The following is a 16217-nucleotide window of genomic DNA, read 5'->3' as shown; positions in this document are numbered from 1 at the left end:
TGTCCTCCCGGGACGGCCTGCCCGGGAGGAGCCGGACTGCTACCTCACGTGGTGGCGCTGGCGGCTGCCCGGCCGGCCACCCGCCCGGAGAACAGGCAGCCGCCCAGGAAGGTGCCCTCCAGCGACCGGTAGCCGTGCATGCCGCCGCCACCGAAGCCCGCCGCCTCACCGGCGGCGTAGAGGCCCGGGAGCGGCTCTCCGCGGCCCTGACCGCCCTCATCCGCCCGTGGCGTATCCCCGGCCAGTACGCGGCCGTCCAGGTCCGTCTCCAGGCCGCCCAGCGACTTGCGGGTGAGGATGTTGAGCCGGACGGCGATCAGCGGGCCGGCCTTCGGGTCGAGGATGCGGTGCGGTGCGGCCGTCCGTATGAGACGGTCGCCGACATATCTGCGCGCCCCCCGGAGCGCGGTGACCTGGAGGTCCTTGGTGTACGGGTTGGCCATCTCGCGGTCGCGCGCCTCGATCTCACGCCGCAGGTCCGCCTCGTCCAGCAGGTCGTCGCCGGTGAGGGCGTTCATTCCGCGTACCAGGGAGCCCAGGTCCGGTTCGACCACGAAGTCCGCGCCGTGGCGCTTGAACGCCTCGACCGGTCCGGGCGCGCCCGGCCGGGCGCGCTTGAGCACCTCGCGCACGCTCTTCCCCGTCAGGTCCGGGTTCTGCTCGGAACCGGAGAGGGCGAACTCCTTCTCGATGATCTTCTGGGTGAGGACGAACCACGTGTATTCGTGACCCGTTCGCATGATGTAATCAAGGGTCCCCAGGGTGTCGAATCCGGGGAAGCAGGGCACGGGGAGGCGCTTGCCTGTCGCGTCGAGCCAGAGGGATGACGGTCCGGGCAGGATGCGGATGCCGTGGCGGGCCCAGATGGGGTTCCAGTTCTCGATGCCTTCGGTGTAGTGCCACATGCGGTCACCGTTGATCAGTCGGCCGCCGGCGTTCTCGCTGACGCCCAGCATCAGGCCGTCGACGTGGGCCGGCACCCCTGACAGAAGCTTCTTGGGCGGTGTTCCCAGGCGGGCCGGCCAGGCCGCGCGCACGAGGTCGTGGTTGCCGCCGATGCCCCCCGAGGTGACGACCACGGCCTGGGCGCGCAACTCGAACGAGCCGGCGGTCTCCCGGGAGCTCGCGGTGCCGCGGTCGGTGGAGCTCGGCACCAGGATCTCGCCCGCGACGCCGTCGACGCTTCCCGCGGTCTTCGTCAGCGACGTCACGCGGTGTCGGAAGCGCAGCTCGACGCGTCCCCGGGCGACCGCCTCCCTCACCCGGCGCTCGAACGGCGCCACGACCCCTGGTCCGGTACCCCACGTGATGTGGAAGCGTGGGACGGAGTTGCCCGGGCCCGTCGCGAGAAAACCGCCCCGTTCCGCCCAGCCCACCACGGGGAAGACCCGCAGCCCGCGCTGTTGGAGCCAGGCGCGTTTCTCGCCCGCTGCGAAGTGGACGTACGCCTCCGCCCAGCGACGCGGCCAGTGGTCCTCCGGGCGGTCGAATCCCGCGGTGCCCAGCCAGTCCTGCCACGCCAGGTCGACGCTGTCGCGTATCCGCATCCGCCGCTGCTCCGGCGAGTCGACGAGGAAGAGCCCGCCGAACGACCAGAACGCCTGACCGCCCAGGGACGTCTCGGGCTCCTGGTCGAGCAGGATCACCTTGCGGCCCGCATCGGCCAGTTCCGCGGTGGCCACGAGCCCGGCGAGCCCAGCGCCCACCACCACGACGTCAGCGTCCAGTGCCATCGACCCGCCCCTCGATCGCTGCTACTCGCCGGTAAATCCGTGGGCAGCACGTTACGCGAGGATGGTCGGCAGGTCAGCGGGTGCGGCAGGACAACCTTTGGCGGTCGTGAGCGGGCATTGGCGGCAGGGTGAAGAGGGCCTTCCGAAGCGACTGCTGTGTTGCGCGGCGGCCAGGTCGTCATGGCTCGCGCGTTCCGCGTCAACGCGACAGCGCGTAGATCACCGCATCGGGTGGTGGGTTGGTCGGATGACCTGGCGATACGACTGATCCGGCGACCTAAGGGCTAAGTGATGTGCCGTTAGGTCACCCGCGCGGGTGACGTGCGCGAAAACGCTGTTGTGACTGTATGTCGGCGGCCCGCCCCCGCGCCTCGTTCCCCAAGGTCCGCACTTCTGTCTGGCCATGTGATTTTCCGAGAAGACGTCATCGTGCCGTCGCCTGGTCGAGTGGCTGCCGCCCGGGTGATGACTCTGCGGCCCAGGTGATCGGTGCCCGCCGGTACTGCCGTTGGAAACCCACCCTCGCGAGTGACCAATTCACCCGACTGTCCGATCAGATGATCGCGCCTCGCCGCGCTCGCGACCCTGTGGCGTCCTGCGGCGGGTGCACGCTGCTCACGTCCCCCCATAGGGTTGCGGACCTCCCCGCCGGTCTGGTGCGCCGCCCCTACATTTTTTGACGGCGCGGGGGAGAGCGCCCCCTCGCTGGCGTGGTTCGCCGCGCTTCAAGTGGCGGCTGCCACGACTGTGTTCAGTGCCCCCGCCTGCACGTTCAGCCCTTGTCGCGCTTCAAGCATTGACAGGGGCAGGTCGCCTCCGCACTATGGGAGCGCTCCCACGTTAAGAGCGTGTAACTGCTCCATGAATCACCGCACCACCTCCCTTGACCTCTCGAACGACGTTCGAGAGGTCCATCCCCCCTATGGAGGTAGTCCGCACATGGCAGTCCCGATTGTCCGACGCAGAACCGCTGCACTGGCCGCAGGCGCGCTTGTCGTCGCGTCCGGCGCGGTGGCGGCTGCGCTGAGCACCACGAGTGCCGAGGCGGCGACGTCCGGCTGCTCGGTCAACTACTCGGTCACGTCCCAGTGGGACGTGGGCTTCGGCGCCTCGGTGACGATCACCAACACCGGCTCCGCCATCTCGAACTGGACGCTCGGCTGGTCCTTCGCCGGCAACCAGAAGGTGACGCAGGGCTGGAACGCCACCATCACCCAGTCCGGCGCCTCGGTCACCGCGGCCAGCCTGTCCTACAACGGCGCGGTTGCCAGCGGCGGCACCGTGAACTTCGGCTTCAACGGAAGCTACAGCGGTTCCAACGCGGTACCGACCTCGTTCACGCTCAACGGCGTGGCCTGCGGCGGCACCGGCACCGGAAGCGGCGGCAGCACCGGCGGTACGACACCCCCCACCACCCCGCCGACGACTCCTCCCACCACGCCGCCCACCACCCCGCCGACGACACCCCCCACCACCCCGCCGAGCAGCGGAGCCCGGGTCGACAACCCGTACGTGGGCGCCAAGGGCTACGTCAACCCCGAGTGGTCCGCCGAGGCGTCCGGTGACGGCGGTTCGTCGATCGCCAACCAGTCGACCGCCGTGTGGCTGGACCGGATCGCCACCATCCAGGGTGCGGACGGCAAGATGGGGCTCAAGGCCCACCTCGACGAGGCCGTCGCGCAGGCCAACGGCCAGCCGCTGACCGTCGAGTTCGTCATCTACGACCTGCCCGGCCGGGACTGCGCCGCGCTCGCCTCCAACGGTGAGCTCAGCGCGACGGACATCGACACCTACGAGCACAGCTACATCGACCCGATCGCGTCGATCATGTCGGACCCGGCGTACTCGAAGCTGCGGATCGTCAACATCGTCGAGCCCGACTCCCTGCCGAACATCGTCACCAACGCCAGCGGCCAGGCGGGCGCGACCGACGCCTGCGCGACGATGAAGGCCAACGGCAACTACGAGAAGGGCGTCGGCTACGCGCTGGCCAAGCTGGGCGCGCTGTCGAACACCTACAACTACATCGACGCCGGCCACCACGCCTGGCTGGGCTGGGACAGCAACTTCGCCCCCGCCGCCCAGGAGTTCCTGAAGGCCGCCACCTCCAGCGGCGCGACCGTCCACGACGTCCAGGGCTTCATCACCAACACGGCGAACTACAGCGCCACCGTGGAGCCGAACTTCAAGGTGACGGACAACGTGAACGGCACGTCGGTGCGGTCGTCGAAGTGGGTCGACTGGAACAACTACGTCGACGAGCAGTCGTACGCCACCGCGCTGCGCAGTGAGCTGGTCAGCGTCGGCTTCGACAGCGGCATCGGCATGCTGATCGACACCGGCCGCAACGGCTGGGGCGGCAGTGGCCGTCCGACCAGCGCGGGTGCCACCACCAGCGTGGACACCTACGTCGACGGCGGCCGTATCGACCGCCGCGTCCACGCCGGCAACTGGTGCAACCAGTCCGGTGCCGGTATCGGTGCCCGTCCCACGGCTGCCCCCGCGGCCGGACTGGACGCCTACGTCTGGATCAAGCCCCCGGGTGAGTCGGACGGCTCCAGCCAGGCGATCTCCAACGACGAGGGCAAGGGCTTCGACCAGATGTGCGACCCGACCTACGGCGGCAACGCACGCAACGGCAACAACCCCACCGGTGCCCTGGCGAACTCGCCGCTCGCGGGCCACTGGTTCTCGGCCCAGTTCCACCAGCTGGTGCAGAACGCGTACCCGCCGCTGTCGTAACGTCCGGCAACTAGGCAGCGTCCCCCACCGGGCCCGCGACGGGGCCGCGCCTGGGTCACCACGACCAGGACGCGGTCCCCGTGGCGGGCCCGCGCCGCGTTTCCCCGGGGACGGTTCGTACGATCGGGTGGTACGGACGGCAGGGGGCGGTCGGGAGGCACGAGGATGGACGGCGCGGGCGGCGAGGCGGACGAGAGGCCGGTCAGCTCCCCTGGAAGCGGGACCGGGACCGGGACCGGGGCCGGGAGCGGGCTCGGCACGGGCCAGGGAGAGGCCCCCGCCCCGGACGGCGTCGAGACGGACGGCGTGGAGACGGGCGGCGTCCCGGGTACCCGGATCATCCACGGGGACGCCGCCCTGGGCTGGGAGCCGGTCCGTGCGGCCTTCGCGGGGAACTTCGCGCGCCGCGGCGATGTCGGCGCCGCCGTAGCCGTCTACCACCAGGGACACAAGGTCGTCGACCTGTGGGCGGGCCGCGCCGACCATGACGGCGGTGCGGAATGGCGGCAGGAGACGGCGCAGACCGTGCGGTCGGCCGGCAAGGGCGTGGCCGCGGCCTGCCTGCTGCTGCTCCACCAGCGCGGCCAGCTCGACCTCGACGCGCCGGTGGGTGCCTACTGGCCCGAGTTCAAGGCCGCCGGGAAGGAGCGGGTGAGCGTCCGCGACGTCCTGGCGCATCGGGCGGGCGTCCCGGCGCTGGATGTGCCGCTCACCCCCGCGCAGGCCCTGGACGGGGTGTCCGGGCCCCGGGCGGTGGCCGGACAGGCGCCGCTGTTCCCGCCGGGCCGCGCGCACGGCTACCACGCGCAGACGTTCAGCTGGCTGGTCGGGGAGCTGGTGCGGCGGGCCTCCGGACGCAGCGTCGGCCGGTACGTCGCCGAGGAGATCGCCCGCCCGCTGGACCTGGACGAGGAACTGTGGCTGGGCCTGCCGGCCGGACAGGAGCACCGCGTCGGCCGGATCGGGGACGTGCCCGCTCCGGCGCCCGCCGTGTCCGGAGCGCTGCGCACCCGGCCCCGGCGCGACGTCCACGAGGCGTACGCCGACCCCGGCTCGCTGACCCGCCGCGCGTTCGGCGCGATCACGCCGCCGCCCGACGAGAACGACCCGGCCTACCGCGCCGGGGAGCTGGCCGGGTCGGGCACGGTCGCGACGGCCAGGGCGCTGGCCCGCTTCTACGCGTCACTGGTGGGCGGCGTCGACGGCGGGACCCGGTTGTACGCGCCGGCCACCCTCGCGGCCGCGCGGACCGTGGAGTCCGAGGGCCCGGACCAGGTCCTGGTGGTGGGCACCCGCTTCGGCCTCGGCTACATGCTGCACGGGCCGGCCTCGCCGCTGCTGGGGCCGGGCGCGTTCGGCCACCCCGGACGCGGGGGCTCCCTGGGCTTCGCCGACCCCGACAGCGGTATCGGCTTCGGCTACGTGACCAACGGCATGCAGCGCGGCGTGACGGCGGATCCCCGCGCCCAGGCTCTGGTCAGAGCGGTCAGGCAGTGCCTAGCCTGACGGGATGACAGCTCGCTTCGACACCTACGGTGTCATGGTCACGGGCGCCGCCCGCGGCATCGGGGAGGCGACCGCGCGCCGGTTCGCAGCCGAGGGAGCCGGGGTCCTCGTCGCGGACCTGGACGAGGAGGCGGCGCGGCGCACCGCCTCGGCGATCGAGGCGGACGGCGGCCGCGCGGTGGGCGTCGGGTGCGACGTCGCCGACAGCGCGGCTGTCGGCGAAGCGGTCGAGGTGGCCGTCGCCGCGTTCGGCACCCTGGACGTGCTGGTCAACAACGCCTACTCGTGCAGTGAGCGCCGGGACGGGTTCACCGACGAGCGGGACGAGGACTGGCAGCGTGACCTCGACATCTGCCTGATCGGCACCATGCGCTGCTCACGGGCCGCACTGCCCCACCTCTCGGCCGCACCCGGGCGCCGTGGAGCGGTGGTCAACATCGGCTCGGTGAACGGATTGTCGTACTTTGGCAACCACTCATACAGCGCCGCCAAGGCCGGCCTGATCTCCCTCACCCGCTCCCTGGCGGTCGAGTCGGCGTCCAGCGGAGTACGCGTCAACATGGTGGCTCCCGGCACGATCCGCACCCCTGCCTGGCAGGGGCGGGAGCGGGTGCTGGAGGCCGCCGCGCGAAGCTACCCGCTGGGACGGGTGGGGGAGCCGTCGGACATCGCCGCCGCGGTGGCCTTCCTGGCCTCCCAGGACGCCGCCTGGATCACCGGGATCACGCTGCCGGTGGAAGGCGGCATCCTGGGCGTCAACCTCGGCTTCATGGAGGCACTCCAGCAGGTGGAGTGAGGCTCCCGGGCCGGTGTCCCCGCCGCTCTCGGCCTCCGGCTCCCGTGCGCGTTTCAGGACGCCGCGGCCAGCACCGACGCCACGATCGGCCCCGCGGTGTCCCCGCCTTCCCCGCCGTTGAGGACCATCGCCGCCGCGGCGACATGGTCGTGGTAGGCCGTGAACCAGCCGTTGGCCGCGCCCGTGCCGTTCTCCGCGGAGCCGGTCTTCGCGCCGACAGTGCCCCCGAAGGTGTGCATGGCGCCGTAGGCGGTGCCCTGGGTGACGGTGAGGTGCATCATCGACATCAGGCCCTGCCGCACGCCGCTGGGCAGCGGTGTGGTGGCCACGTCGGTGCGCTTGTCGATCAGCCCGGTGTCCTGGACGATGGTCGGCTGGTGGAACCGGCCGTTCTCGACGGTCGCGGAGACCGACGCCATGTTGAGGGTCGTCATCAGGACCTGGCCCTGGCCGATCATGTCGGAGGTCAGCTCGTCGCCCTCGCCCACCGGGATGCTGCCGTCGCTGGTGGTCACCCCTGTGTACCAGGTGGTGCCGAGCCCGTAGTAGGTGCGCCCGGTCTTCTGGAGGGTCTCAGGGCCGATCTGCTGGTAGAGCCGGATGAAGCCGGTGTTGCAGGAGTTGGAGAAGTCCCAGCTGAGGTCGGCTTGCAGGTTGTCCCGGGTGACGTTGTGGTAGGCGCGGCCGTTCTTGGGGGCGTAGCCGTCGACGCACTGGGAGTGGGTCTGCGGCGTGTCACCCGCGTCGAGCAGCGCCGTCGCCGTGACGATCTTGAACGTGGAGCCGGGGGCCTGGAGCGACTGGAGGGCCAGGTTCTCCTGGTCCGGGGGGTTGAAGGCGACGGCCATGATGCCCCCGGTGTCGGTGTCCAGAGCCGTCACCCCGGAGTTCGGCCGGGCGGCCACCGCCTTCTCGGCCGCCTGCTGCGCCGCCGGGTCGAGGGTGGTGCGCAGCGTCGCCGAGGTGCCCTTGCGCAGCACGACCAGCGGCGCCGAGTCCGAGCCGTCCTCCTGCTCCGCGTAGGTCTCGATGCTCGGGGTGCCCTTCACCTTGCCGGCGTAGCGGGTGCGGAGCTGGTTCGCGATGTCGGCGAGCGAGGGGTAGGCCGACAGGTCCATCGGCTTGCCGTGGACGTCGTCGACCTCCAGGTCGGGCGCCGTGGCCTGCCCGGTGACCAGATGGCCGTTGTCGCCCAGCGCCGGTTCCAGGACCGACGGCTCCCAACGGACGACGACCTTGTTGCCGGCGCCGCGGACGGCGGTCAGGGCGGAGGTGTAGTGCCAGGGCTTGCTGAGGCCCTGGTAGGCGACGCGGGCGTCCACGGTGAACGACACCTTCGCGGCGGAAATGTCGGCGACGGTGACCCTGCTGGGCGTCACCCCGGCGTCGTGGTACTCCTTGAGGCCGTCTCCGGCCAGCGTGGGCGAGTCCGTCAGGCCGGCCGCCTTGGCGGAGTCCCCGTGCTGCCAGGCGGTCAGGAACGCCGTGGCCGCGGACTTGACCTCCTCGGCGGTCGGCGGCTTCGAGCTGACCGGGGAGTTGAACGCCTGCGGCGAGTTCGTCCCGGGGGAGCCGGGCTTCTCCAGCGCCGACCAGATGTTGTAAGCGCCGTATCCGGCGACAGCGACCATGGCGGTGAAGACCCCACCGATGATCCCGTTCTTCATACCGCGCGACAGCGCCACGGAAGCCCCCCACCGTTGAACGTGTTCAAATGAACCGCTTCCGGGCACTCTAGGTGGCGGAGGCGCCGCAGAGGTATCGAACCGGCCACGGACTCGTACGAGATCGGTACCAGACGAGGGGACGGCGCCTGCGCGGGTCCCTCCTCACGTCGTCGACCTGCTCAGATCCATGAGTCGAGCCACATCCTCGCCTGCCAGGAGTGGTAGGGGATCGTCATCCCGGTATAGATCGGGAAGAAGTAGATGAAGTTCCAGACGATCAGCAGCACCAGGGTTCCGGCGCCCACCGCGCCCCACATTCTGCGGCTCTCCGTCGCCTCTCTTGGTCCCAGGAATGCTCCGATCATCATGGTGACGGCCAGGCACAGGTAGGGAACGAACGCGACGGCGTAGAAGTAGAAGATCGTCCGGTCCTGGTAGTGGAACCAGGGGAGGTAGCCCGCGCCGGCCGCGCACAGGATGGCGCCGGCCCGCCAGTCGCGGCGGGCGATCCACCGGTAGAGCAGGTACAGCAGGGCGAAGCAGGCCGCCCACCACAGCAGCGGGGTGCCCAGCGCGAGGATCTCCCGGGAGCAGCCGGAGGCGGTCTTGCAGCCGTCCTGGCCGTACTTCGGGGACTCGAAGTAGTACGAGACCGGCCGCCCCAGCACCAGCCAGCTCCAGGGGTTGGACTGGTACGGGTGGGAGGCGTGCAGGTTCACGTTGAACTGGTACACCTGGTACTCGTAGTGCCACAGGCTGCGCAGTGGGGCGGGAATCCACGACCAGGTACCGCCGCGGCCGTCGGCCCAGTGCCGGCCGTAGCCGTTGGACGTGGCGAACCAGCCCGTCCAGGTGAGCAGATAGGTCGCCAGGGCGGTCGGCAGCATCGTCAGCAGCGACCAGCCCAGGTCCTTGCGCAGCACCGCCAGGCGGGGCCGGCGGGCTCCGGCGACCCGGCGGGAGCCGACGTCCCACAGGACGGTCAGGATGGTGAAGAACGCCAGGAAGTAGAGGCCGTTCCACTTGCTGGAGGCGGCCAGGCCCAGCATCACCGCGGCCGCGATCCGCCACGGGCGCCACCCCATGCCGGTGCGGGAGCCGGCGGCGTCGTCCGGCCGGGCGAAGCCGTCCGCGTCCACCGGGAGCGCCGCCGCCAGCCTGGCCCTGGCCCAGTCGCGGTCCACCAGCAGGCAGCCGAAGGCGGCCAGCGCGAAGAACATGATCACCAGGTCGAGCAGGGCGATGCGGCTCATCACGTACTGCAGGCCGTCCACCGACATCAGCAGCCCGGCGATGCAGCCGAGCGCCGTTGAGCGGAACAGCCGCCGCCCGATGCGGCACAGCATCAGCACCGACAGGGTGCCGAGCACGGCCATCATGAAGCGCCAGCCGAACGGGTTCAGGCCGAACATCCACTCGCCGAGGGCGATGATCCACTTGCCGATCGGCGGGTGGACCACGTAGCTGCCGACGTCCGACAGCGGGATCACCTGGTGCTTGGCGAGGATCTCCGGGTTGGAGACCTTCCCGTCCGGCCAGGTGCCCTCATAGCCGTACTGGAGCATCGCCCACGCGTCTTTGGCGTAGTACGTCTCGTCGAAGACGACGTCGTGCGGGCTGCCGAGGCGCCAGAACCGGATCACCCCGGCGAAGACGGAGACCAGCAGCGGGCCGAGCCACCCCGACCAGCGGGCGAGGCGGAGGGACAGCGCCGGGCCCAGCCCGAGCATCTCCCACACGCGCGTCCCCGGCTCGGGAAACGGTGGGACCAGACGCTCGCGGGTGTCGGTCCGGGCCGGCTCGGCGTACCCGAAGCGGCGCAGCCGCCGGGCCCATGCGCTCGGCCCGCCCTGCGCATGCCCGCCCGTATCGGCCCGGTCCTCGGCCACCGTCTCACTCGTCACCGGGCCATCGTAGGGAAAGCGTCTGAGATTGCGATGAGGTCGGCTCAGCCCGGCGGGCTTTGTCCCGTATGGGTCCGGTAGCGGAGGCCGGGACGGGGTACGGCCGGGGCGCGGACGGGGCGCCGCTCGGACGCGGCTTGGGCACGGCCGGGGTGTGGCTTGGGCGCGCCCCGGGTGCGGCGGCGGAGTGCGGGAGTTCGCCTGGGGACGAGGGAGGCCGGGCGACCTGGGCACGGAGGCGGCGGGCCGTCCCGCCCGGCACGCGGGGGCGCGCCCCTAGACTCGACGCGTGACCAGCGCATCCGAAGGCGTCCTCGTCCTGGCCGGAACCCCCATCGGCGACCCCGGGGACGCTCCCCCCCGACTCGCCGAGGAACTGGCCGCCGCCGACGTGGTGGCCGCCGAGGACACCCGGCGGCTGCGCCGGCTGACCCAGACCCTCGGTGTGGAGCCCACAGGGCGTGTCGTGTCGTACTTCGAGGGCAACGAGGCCGCCCGCACCGGCGAGCTGGCCGACGCGCTGGCGGGCGGCGCCCGGGTGCTGCTGGTGACCGACGCGGGCATGCCCTCGGTGTCCGACCCCGGCTACCGTCTGGTGGCCGCAGCCGTGGAACGCGGCATCCGGGTGACGGCCGTACCGGGCCCGTCGGCGGTACTGACCGCGCTGGCGGTCTCCGGTCTGCCGGTGGACCGCTTCTGCTTCGAGGGCTTCCTGCCCCGCAAGCCCGGCGAGCGGCTGGCCAGACTGCGGGAGGCCGCCGCCGAGCGGCGGACGCTGGTGTACTTCGAGGCGCCGCACCGCATCGCCGCCACGCTGGAGGCCATGGCCGAGGCGTTCGGCGCGGAGCGCCCGGCCGCGGTGTGCCGGGAGCTGACCAAGACCTACGAGGAGGTCCGGCGGGGCCCCCTGGAGGAGCTGGCGCGCTGGGCCGCCGACGGGGTGCGCGGCGAGATCACGGTGGTCGTGGCCGGCGCGCCCGCGCCCGGGCCGCAGGACCTCGGGCCGGCGGAGCTGGTCGAGCGGGTCGCCGTCCGCGAGGCCGCCGGAGAACGGCGCAAGGAGGCCATCGCCGCTGTGGCGGCCGAGGCGGGGCTGCCCAAGCGGGAGGTCTTCGACGCGGTGGTGGCCGCCAAGCACCAGACGGCCTGAGAGGGCCGAAAGAGAGCCGTAGCTCCCTCCGGAGGGAGCTGTACGGCCTCCGGCGCGCCAACGGCTGTCGGAACGGTGGGAACGGCTGTTGCGAGACGGGATCTCCGCGCGTCCGGCCCCGCGTCCGGCCCCGAGGCGGGCAGGCGGCGGGCAGGCGGCGGGCAGGCGGCGCTCAGCGTGTCCGCGGGCGCCGCGTCCCGGCGGCTCTGGAGGGATGCGGCGGCACTCCGCCGCACGGCGTGACCGCTCACGGGCGGCGCGACCTCCCCGGGGACGGGCGCCAGGCGCGCGCGGGGGCGCCGTCCAGGGGCGTCCGGCGGACAAACCCGCAGCTCGGCAAAGTGATCGCGGCCGACTTCCACACAGAGCCCAAAACTCCGCCAAGTCTGGCCCCCGAGCCCTTCGGGCACCGTCCGCGAGGCGTTCGCTGGAGGCGGAAGTCCCGACTGGGCAGGGCGTCCGGCGGGCGAGTGGGAGCTGCCATGAGCGAAACCATAGGAAGCGGACCCGCCGCGGGACGCATGCCGCACCCGGGTGCCACCTCCCCGCGACCGGGGCCGCCCCCCGCGACCGAGTCCGACGCCACCGAGGCGTACGCCTTCTCCTGTGTGCGATGCGGACACGGCTGGGAGCAGGCGTACGTCATCCAGCACCACGCCGACACCTCGGGGCGCACCTACGTGACCTATCTCGCCGACGGCGTCGAGGTGCCGTCGCCGCTGACCCGGCCCAGCTGCGGCAACTGCGGGGGCCACCTGGTGCGCATCACGCGCTCGGGACCGGTCGCCGCCGTCTCCCGCCGGGGTACGGCCCACCAGGGCGGGCACCGCTGGCACGGGAGGGAGCACCACGGCGCCGACGACCGGACAGGGCATCCCGGGGAGGCGGGCGGCACCGGCGTGCGGCGGAAGCCCGGGGAGGCGGCGGCATCGCGGTGCTGGCGGCTGCTGCACCTGTTCGGCCGACGGCATCCCGGCACCAGCACCACCACGGGCACCAGCACGGGCACGGGCACTGGTATCGGCAACGCACCGGTAGCCGCGGCCGAGGCTCATCGGCTCTCCTAGGGCGGCAGACGGCGTCCTAGGAGGGCCGATGCCGCACCAGGCAGACGACCGGCATCCCTGGGCGCCGGTTCGTGCTGTCCGCCGAGGCGTTCGAGGCGTTCGAGGCGTACGAGGCGTACGAGGCGTACGGGGCGAGCCCTGTCTGTGAGGAGCCCGAGGGGCCGGGGGCGCCCGAGGGCCAGAAGGGGAGGTCGGACGGTCTCCCCTGGAGGTCAGGTCGCGGCGACTCCGCCGCGCGTCCCTAGGATCAAGGGCATGTCCTCCATGCCGAGCGGGCCGAACAGGCCCTCAGCGCCGACCCAGCCGACCCAGCCGACCGGGTCGCCGGGGGCGACCGAACAGAGCGGGCCTACCGGGCGCAGCGGGCCTTCGCCTGCGACGGCGGGTGGCCGGGCACCTCGTCCGGCGGCCGGGTCCGCCCACCAGGAGGCGGGGAAGGCCACCGGAAGGCAGGGGGCACGGCGGCGGGACGCGCAGGAGGCGCCTCCCGCGCCCGAGCCGCTGCGGGTCCCGGTCGCCGACTCCCACACCCACCTGGACATGCAGTCCGGCACCGTGGAGGAGGCGCTGGCCGCCGCGGCCGCCGCGGGCGTGCGCACCCTCGTCCAGGTCGGCTGCGACCTGGACGGCTCACGCTGGGCGGCGGCGACCGCGGCCGCCTACGACGACATCTGGGCGGCCGTCGCGCTGCACCCCAACGAGGCGCCCAGGCTCGTCCACGGCGCCCCGCGGGAGGACCCCGGGGGTCAGCGCCCCGCAGGCGGTGCCGCGGCCCTGGAGGCGGCCCTGGACGAGATCGACGCCCTGGCGGCGCTGCCGCAGGTGCGGGGCGTCGGTGAGACCGGCCTCGACTACTTCCGCACCGGCCCGGAGGGCATGGCGGCGCAGGAGCACTCGTTCCGGCGGCACATCGACATCGCCAAGCGGCACGGCAAGGCACTGGTCATCCACGACCGCGAGGCGCACGAGGACGTACTGCGCGTCCTGAGCGAGGAGGGCGCCCCCGAGACGGTGGTCTTCCACTGCTTCTCCGGGGACGCGGCGATGGCACGGCTGTGCGCCGAGCGCGGCTACTACCTGTCCTTCGCCGGCAACATCAGCTACAAGAACGCGCAGAACCTGCGGGACGCGGCCGCCGCGGCGCCCAGGGAGCGGCTCCTCGTCGAGACCGACGCGCCCTTCTTGCCGCCCGTGCCGTACCGGGGCCGGCCCAACGCGTCCTACCTGATCCCTCTCACCCTGCGTGCCATGGCGGCCGCCCGGGGTGAGGACGAGGACACCCTGGCGGCGGCCGTGGCGGTGAACACAGCGGCGGCCTTCGGGTACTGAGCACCGCTACCGGGCACTGCGGCGCGGTGCGCGGGGGCTCCGGCCCCGCGCACCGGAACCGGTGCGGGAGGGCCGTGCGGGTGCGGGGGCAGCAGGTCCGGTGCCGCTCCGCCGGCGCAGCGCGTGTGCGGAGCCGTCGCCGCCTGCGGATAGCCTTGCCGGTGTGAGTACGACAGACCCTGGTGCCCTGCTCGGTCCGGCCGACGTCCGCGAGCTGGCCGCCGCGCTGGGGGTGCGGCCGACCAAGCAGCGCGGCCAGAACTTCGTCATCGACGCCAACACGGTGCGCCGGATCGTGCGCACCGCCGGAGTGCGCCCCGACGACACCGTGGCCGAGGTGGGTCCCGGGCTGGGCTCGCTGACGCTGGCGCTGCTGGAGGTGGCCGACCGGGTCACCGCCGTCGAGATCGACGACGTGCTCGCCGCCGCGCTGCCCGCCACCGTGGCTGCGAGGCTGCCTGAGCGGGCCGACCGCTTCACCCTGGTGCACAGCGACGCCATGGCGGTGCGGGAGCTGCCGGGACCGCCCCCCACCGCCCTGGTGGCGAACCTGCCCTACAACGTGGCCGTGCCGGTGCTGCTGCACATGCTCGCGACCTTCCCCACCATCGAGCGGACGCTGGTGATGGTGCAGGCCGAGGTCGCCGACCGGCTCGCCGCCGGCCCGGGCAGCAAGGTGTACGGCGTGCCGTCGGTGAAGGCCAACTGGTACGCCGAGGTGCGGCGGGCCGGCTCGATCGGGCGGAACGTCTTCTGGCCGGCGCCCAACGTGGACTCCGGCCTGGTGTCCCTGGTGCGCCGGGACCCGCCGACGACCACCGCCTCCCGGGAGGACGTGTTCGCCGCCGTGGACGCCGCCTTCGCGCAGCGCCGCAAGACCCTCAGGGCAGCGCTCGCCGGCTGGGCCGGATCACCGGCCGCTGCCGAGGCCGCGCTCCTGGCCGCCGGGGTGTCGCCCCAGGCACGCGGGGAGGAGCTCACCGTCGAGCAGTTCGCCGCGGTGGCGGAGAACCGGCCGGCGTGAGCGCCCCCGCCCGCCGCCGGCCCGGACCGGCCCGGCACCCTTGAGGACGGACCGGGCATCCAGGGCGTCACGACGCCCAGGCCCGCGGAACCCCGACTGACCCGACGATCCGACGACCACCCGTAGTAGGAACCGAGGAGAAACCGATCGTGACCGCCGTCACCGTACGCGTGCCCGCCAAGGTCAACGTCCAGCTCGCCGTGGGCGGGCGGCGCGCCGACGGGTTCCACGACCTCGCCAACGTCTTCCTGGCCGTCGGACTGTACGACCATGTGACGGCCACACCAGCGGACCGTCTGACGATCACCGCGGAGGGCCGGGACACCGCCTCGGTACCGCTCGACGAGAGCAACCTCGCCGCCAGGGCCGCGATCGCGCTGGCCCGCCGCCACGGCGTCGCACCGGCCGTCCACCTGCACATCGCCAAGGACATCCCGGTGGCCGGCGGGATGGCCGGGGGCAGTGCGGACGGCGCCGCGGCCCTGCTCGCCTGCGACGCCCTGTGGGGCACCGGCACCCCGCTGAAGGAGCTGCTGGAGATCGCCGGGGAACTCGGCAGTGACGTGCCGTTCCCGCTGCTGGGCGGGGCCGCGCTCGGCGTGGGGCGGGGCGAGCTGCTGACCCCGCTGGAGGTGGCCGGCACGTTCCACTGGGTGTTCGCGGTCGCCGACGGCGGCCTGTCGACGCCCGAGGTCTACCGCGAGTGCGACCGGCTGCGCCGGGAGGCCGGCCACGGCGACGGCGTGGCCGACGTGCCCGCGCCGGCCGCCGACCCCGCCCTCCTGGCGGCCCTGGCGGCCGGGGACGCCCCCGCCCTGGCGGCGGCCCTCACCAACGACCTCCAGCCCGCCGCCCTGGCCCTGCGCCCGGCGCTCGCCGACACCCTGGAGACCGGCCTCGGCTCAGGGGCGCTGGCCGGGATCGTCTCCGGCTCCGGCCCCACCGTCGCCTTCCTGGTCGCCGACGCGGACGCCGCCGCCAAGACCGCCTCCGCGCTCGGCCCGTCCGCCCGCGTGGCCACCGCCCCCGCGGCGGGCGCCGCGGTCCTGCCGTAGCGCCCGAGCCCGTCGCCCGACCCCGCCGCGCGGACCCGCGTACGGGCGCGCCCGACGCGCACCCCGCGCCCGACGCGCACCCCGTGCGCCTGCTCGCACACCGCCCCCGCCCGCGGGCCTTCGCGGCCCGGCCGGTGCCACCGGTTGTCCACGTTTTCCACAGGCGCCGACCGCGCCCGCCCGCGCCCCCGTGGGCGGGCACTACTGTGGACACCCCCAGGAAGCATGTGGAGAGATCTCGTCC

General features: G+C 73.0%; 11 protein-coding genes. 8 read left to right on the top strand and 3 right to left on the bottom strand.

The features are described 5' to 3' along the window. Positions 1-44: 44 nt before the first annotated feature. Positions 45-1733 carry an FAD-binding dehydrogenase gene (locus tag BS72_RS12835; protein WP_037910477.1) on the bottom strand — a complete coding sequence of 563 codons (1689 nt, stop codon included), beginning with the start codon at positions 1731-1733 and terminating at the stop codon, positions 45-47. Between the two features lie 939 nt (positions 1734-2672). Between BS72_RS12835 and BS72_RS12830 the strand changes: the two genes are divergently transcribed. From BS72_RS12830 to BS72_RS12820, 3 genes are all read left to right on the top strand, one after another. Next, positions 2673-4475 carry a glycoside hydrolase family 6 protein gene (locus BS72_RS12830; protein WP_107498772.1) on the top strand — a complete coding sequence of 601 codons (1803 nt, stop codon included), beginning with the start codon at positions 2673-2675 and terminating at the stop codon, positions 4473-4475. A 165-nt stretch (positions 4476-4640) separates the two neighbouring features. Continuing rightward, a complete protein-coding gene (locus tag BS72_RS12825; protein WP_078901315.1) occupies positions 4641-5981 on the top strand; it encodes a serine hydrolase domain-containing protein in 1341 nt (446 codons plus the stop codon). Positions 5982-5985: 4 nt separating this feature from the next. Next, positions 5986-6777, top strand: a complete 792-nt coding sequence (locus tag BS72_RS12820) for an SDR family NAD(P)-dependent oxidoreductase (protein ID WP_037910475.1) — start codon at positions 5986-5988, stop codon at positions 6775-6777. A gap of 53 nt (positions 6778-6830) precedes the next feature. On the opposite strand, the gene BS72_RS12815 is transcribed toward BS72_RS12820, so the two are convergent. Beyond that, entirely contained in the window at positions 6831-8462 is a 1632-nt protein-coding gene (locus tag BS72_RS12815) for a penicillin-binding transpeptidase domain-containing protein (RefSeq protein ID WP_157856215.1), read from the bottom strand. Between the two features lie 161 nt (positions 8463-8623). Beyond that, positions 8624-10348 carry a dolichyl-phosphate-mannose--protein mannosyltransferase gene (locus tag BS72_RS12810; protein ID WP_037910473.1) on the bottom strand — a complete coding sequence of 575 codons (1725 nt, stop codon included), beginning with the start codon at positions 10346-10348 and terminating at the stop codon, positions 8624-8626. A gap of 289 nt (positions 10349-10637) precedes the next feature. Between BS72_RS12810 and rsmI the strand changes: the two genes are divergently transcribed. The 5 genes from rsmI to BS72_RS12785 all read left to right on the top strand — a co-directional run bounded on the left by rsmI (position 10638) and on the right by BS72_RS12785 (position 15973). After that, entirely contained in the window at positions 10638-11498 is an 861-nt protein-coding gene (gene rsmI, locus BS72_RS12805) for a 16S rRNA (cytidine(1402)-2'-O)-methyltransferase (RefSeq protein ID WP_037910472.1), read from the top strand. Between the two features lie 482 nt (positions 11499-11980). Continuing rightward, positions 11981-12565 (top strand): hypothetical protein, encoded by a 585-nt coding sequence (locus tag BS72_RS37190; protein WP_198545882.1) that lies wholly within the window; start codon positions 11981-11983, stop codon positions 12563-12565. A 501-nt stretch (positions 12566-13066) separates the two neighbouring features. Continuing rightward, the gene (locus tag BS72_RS12795) at positions 13067-13894 is read left to right on the top strand and encodes a TatD family hydrolase (protein ID WP_051951905.1); all 828 of its coding nucleotides are present in this window, start codon (positions 13067-13069) and stop codon (positions 13892-13894) included. A gap of 163 nt (positions 13895-14057) precedes the next feature. Beyond that, positions 14058-14918 carry a 16S rRNA (adenine(1518)-N(6)/adenine(1519)-N(6))-dimethyltransferase RsmA gene (rsmA, locus tag BS72_RS12790; protein ID WP_037910471.1) on the top strand — a complete coding sequence of 287 codons (861 nt, stop codon included), beginning with the start codon at positions 14058-14060 and terminating at the stop codon, positions 14916-14918. A 146-nt stretch (positions 14919-15064) separates the two neighbouring features. Beyond that, on the top strand, positions 15065-15973 hold the full coding sequence (locus BS72_RS12785; RefSeq protein ID WP_037910470.1) for a 4-(cytidine 5'-diphospho)-2-C-methyl-D-erythritol kinase: 909 nt from the start codon (positions 15065-15067) through the stop codon (positions 15971-15973). The last annotated feature ends 244 nt before the right edge of the window (positions 15974-16217 follow it).

The sequence above is a fragment of the Actinacidiphila yeochonensis CN732 genome, from assembly GCF_000745345.1.
In the GTDB taxonomy this organism is placed as follows: domain Bacteria; phylum Actinomycetota; class Actinomycetes; order Streptomycetales; family Streptomycetaceae; genus Actinacidiphila; species Actinacidiphila yeochonensis.
This window is presented reverse-complemented; position numbering and strand designations above follow the sequence as displayed.

Excerpts from the sequence above, each read along its gene's own strand:
- BS72_RS12835 (WP_037910477.1), bottom strand. The coding sequence starts at position 1,733 with ATGGCACTGGACGCTGACGTCGTGGTGGTGGGCGCTGGGCTCGCCGGG.
- BS72_RS12830 (WP_107498772.1), top strand. The coding sequence starts at position 2,673 with ATGGCAGTCCCGATTGTCCGACGCAGAACCGCTGCACTGGCCGCAGGC.
- BS72_RS12825 (WP_078901315.1), top strand. The coding sequence starts at position 4,641 with ATGGACGGCGCGGGCGGCGAGGCGGACGAGAGGCCGGTCAGCTCCCCT.
- BS72_RS12820 (WP_037910475.1), top strand. The coding sequence starts at position 5,986 with ATGACAGCTCGCTTCGACACCTACGGTGTCATGGTCACGGGCGCCGCC.
- BS72_RS37190 (WP_198545882.1), top strand. The coding sequence starts at position 11,981 with ATGAGCGAAACCATAGGAAGCGGACCCGCCGCGGGACGCATGCCGCAC.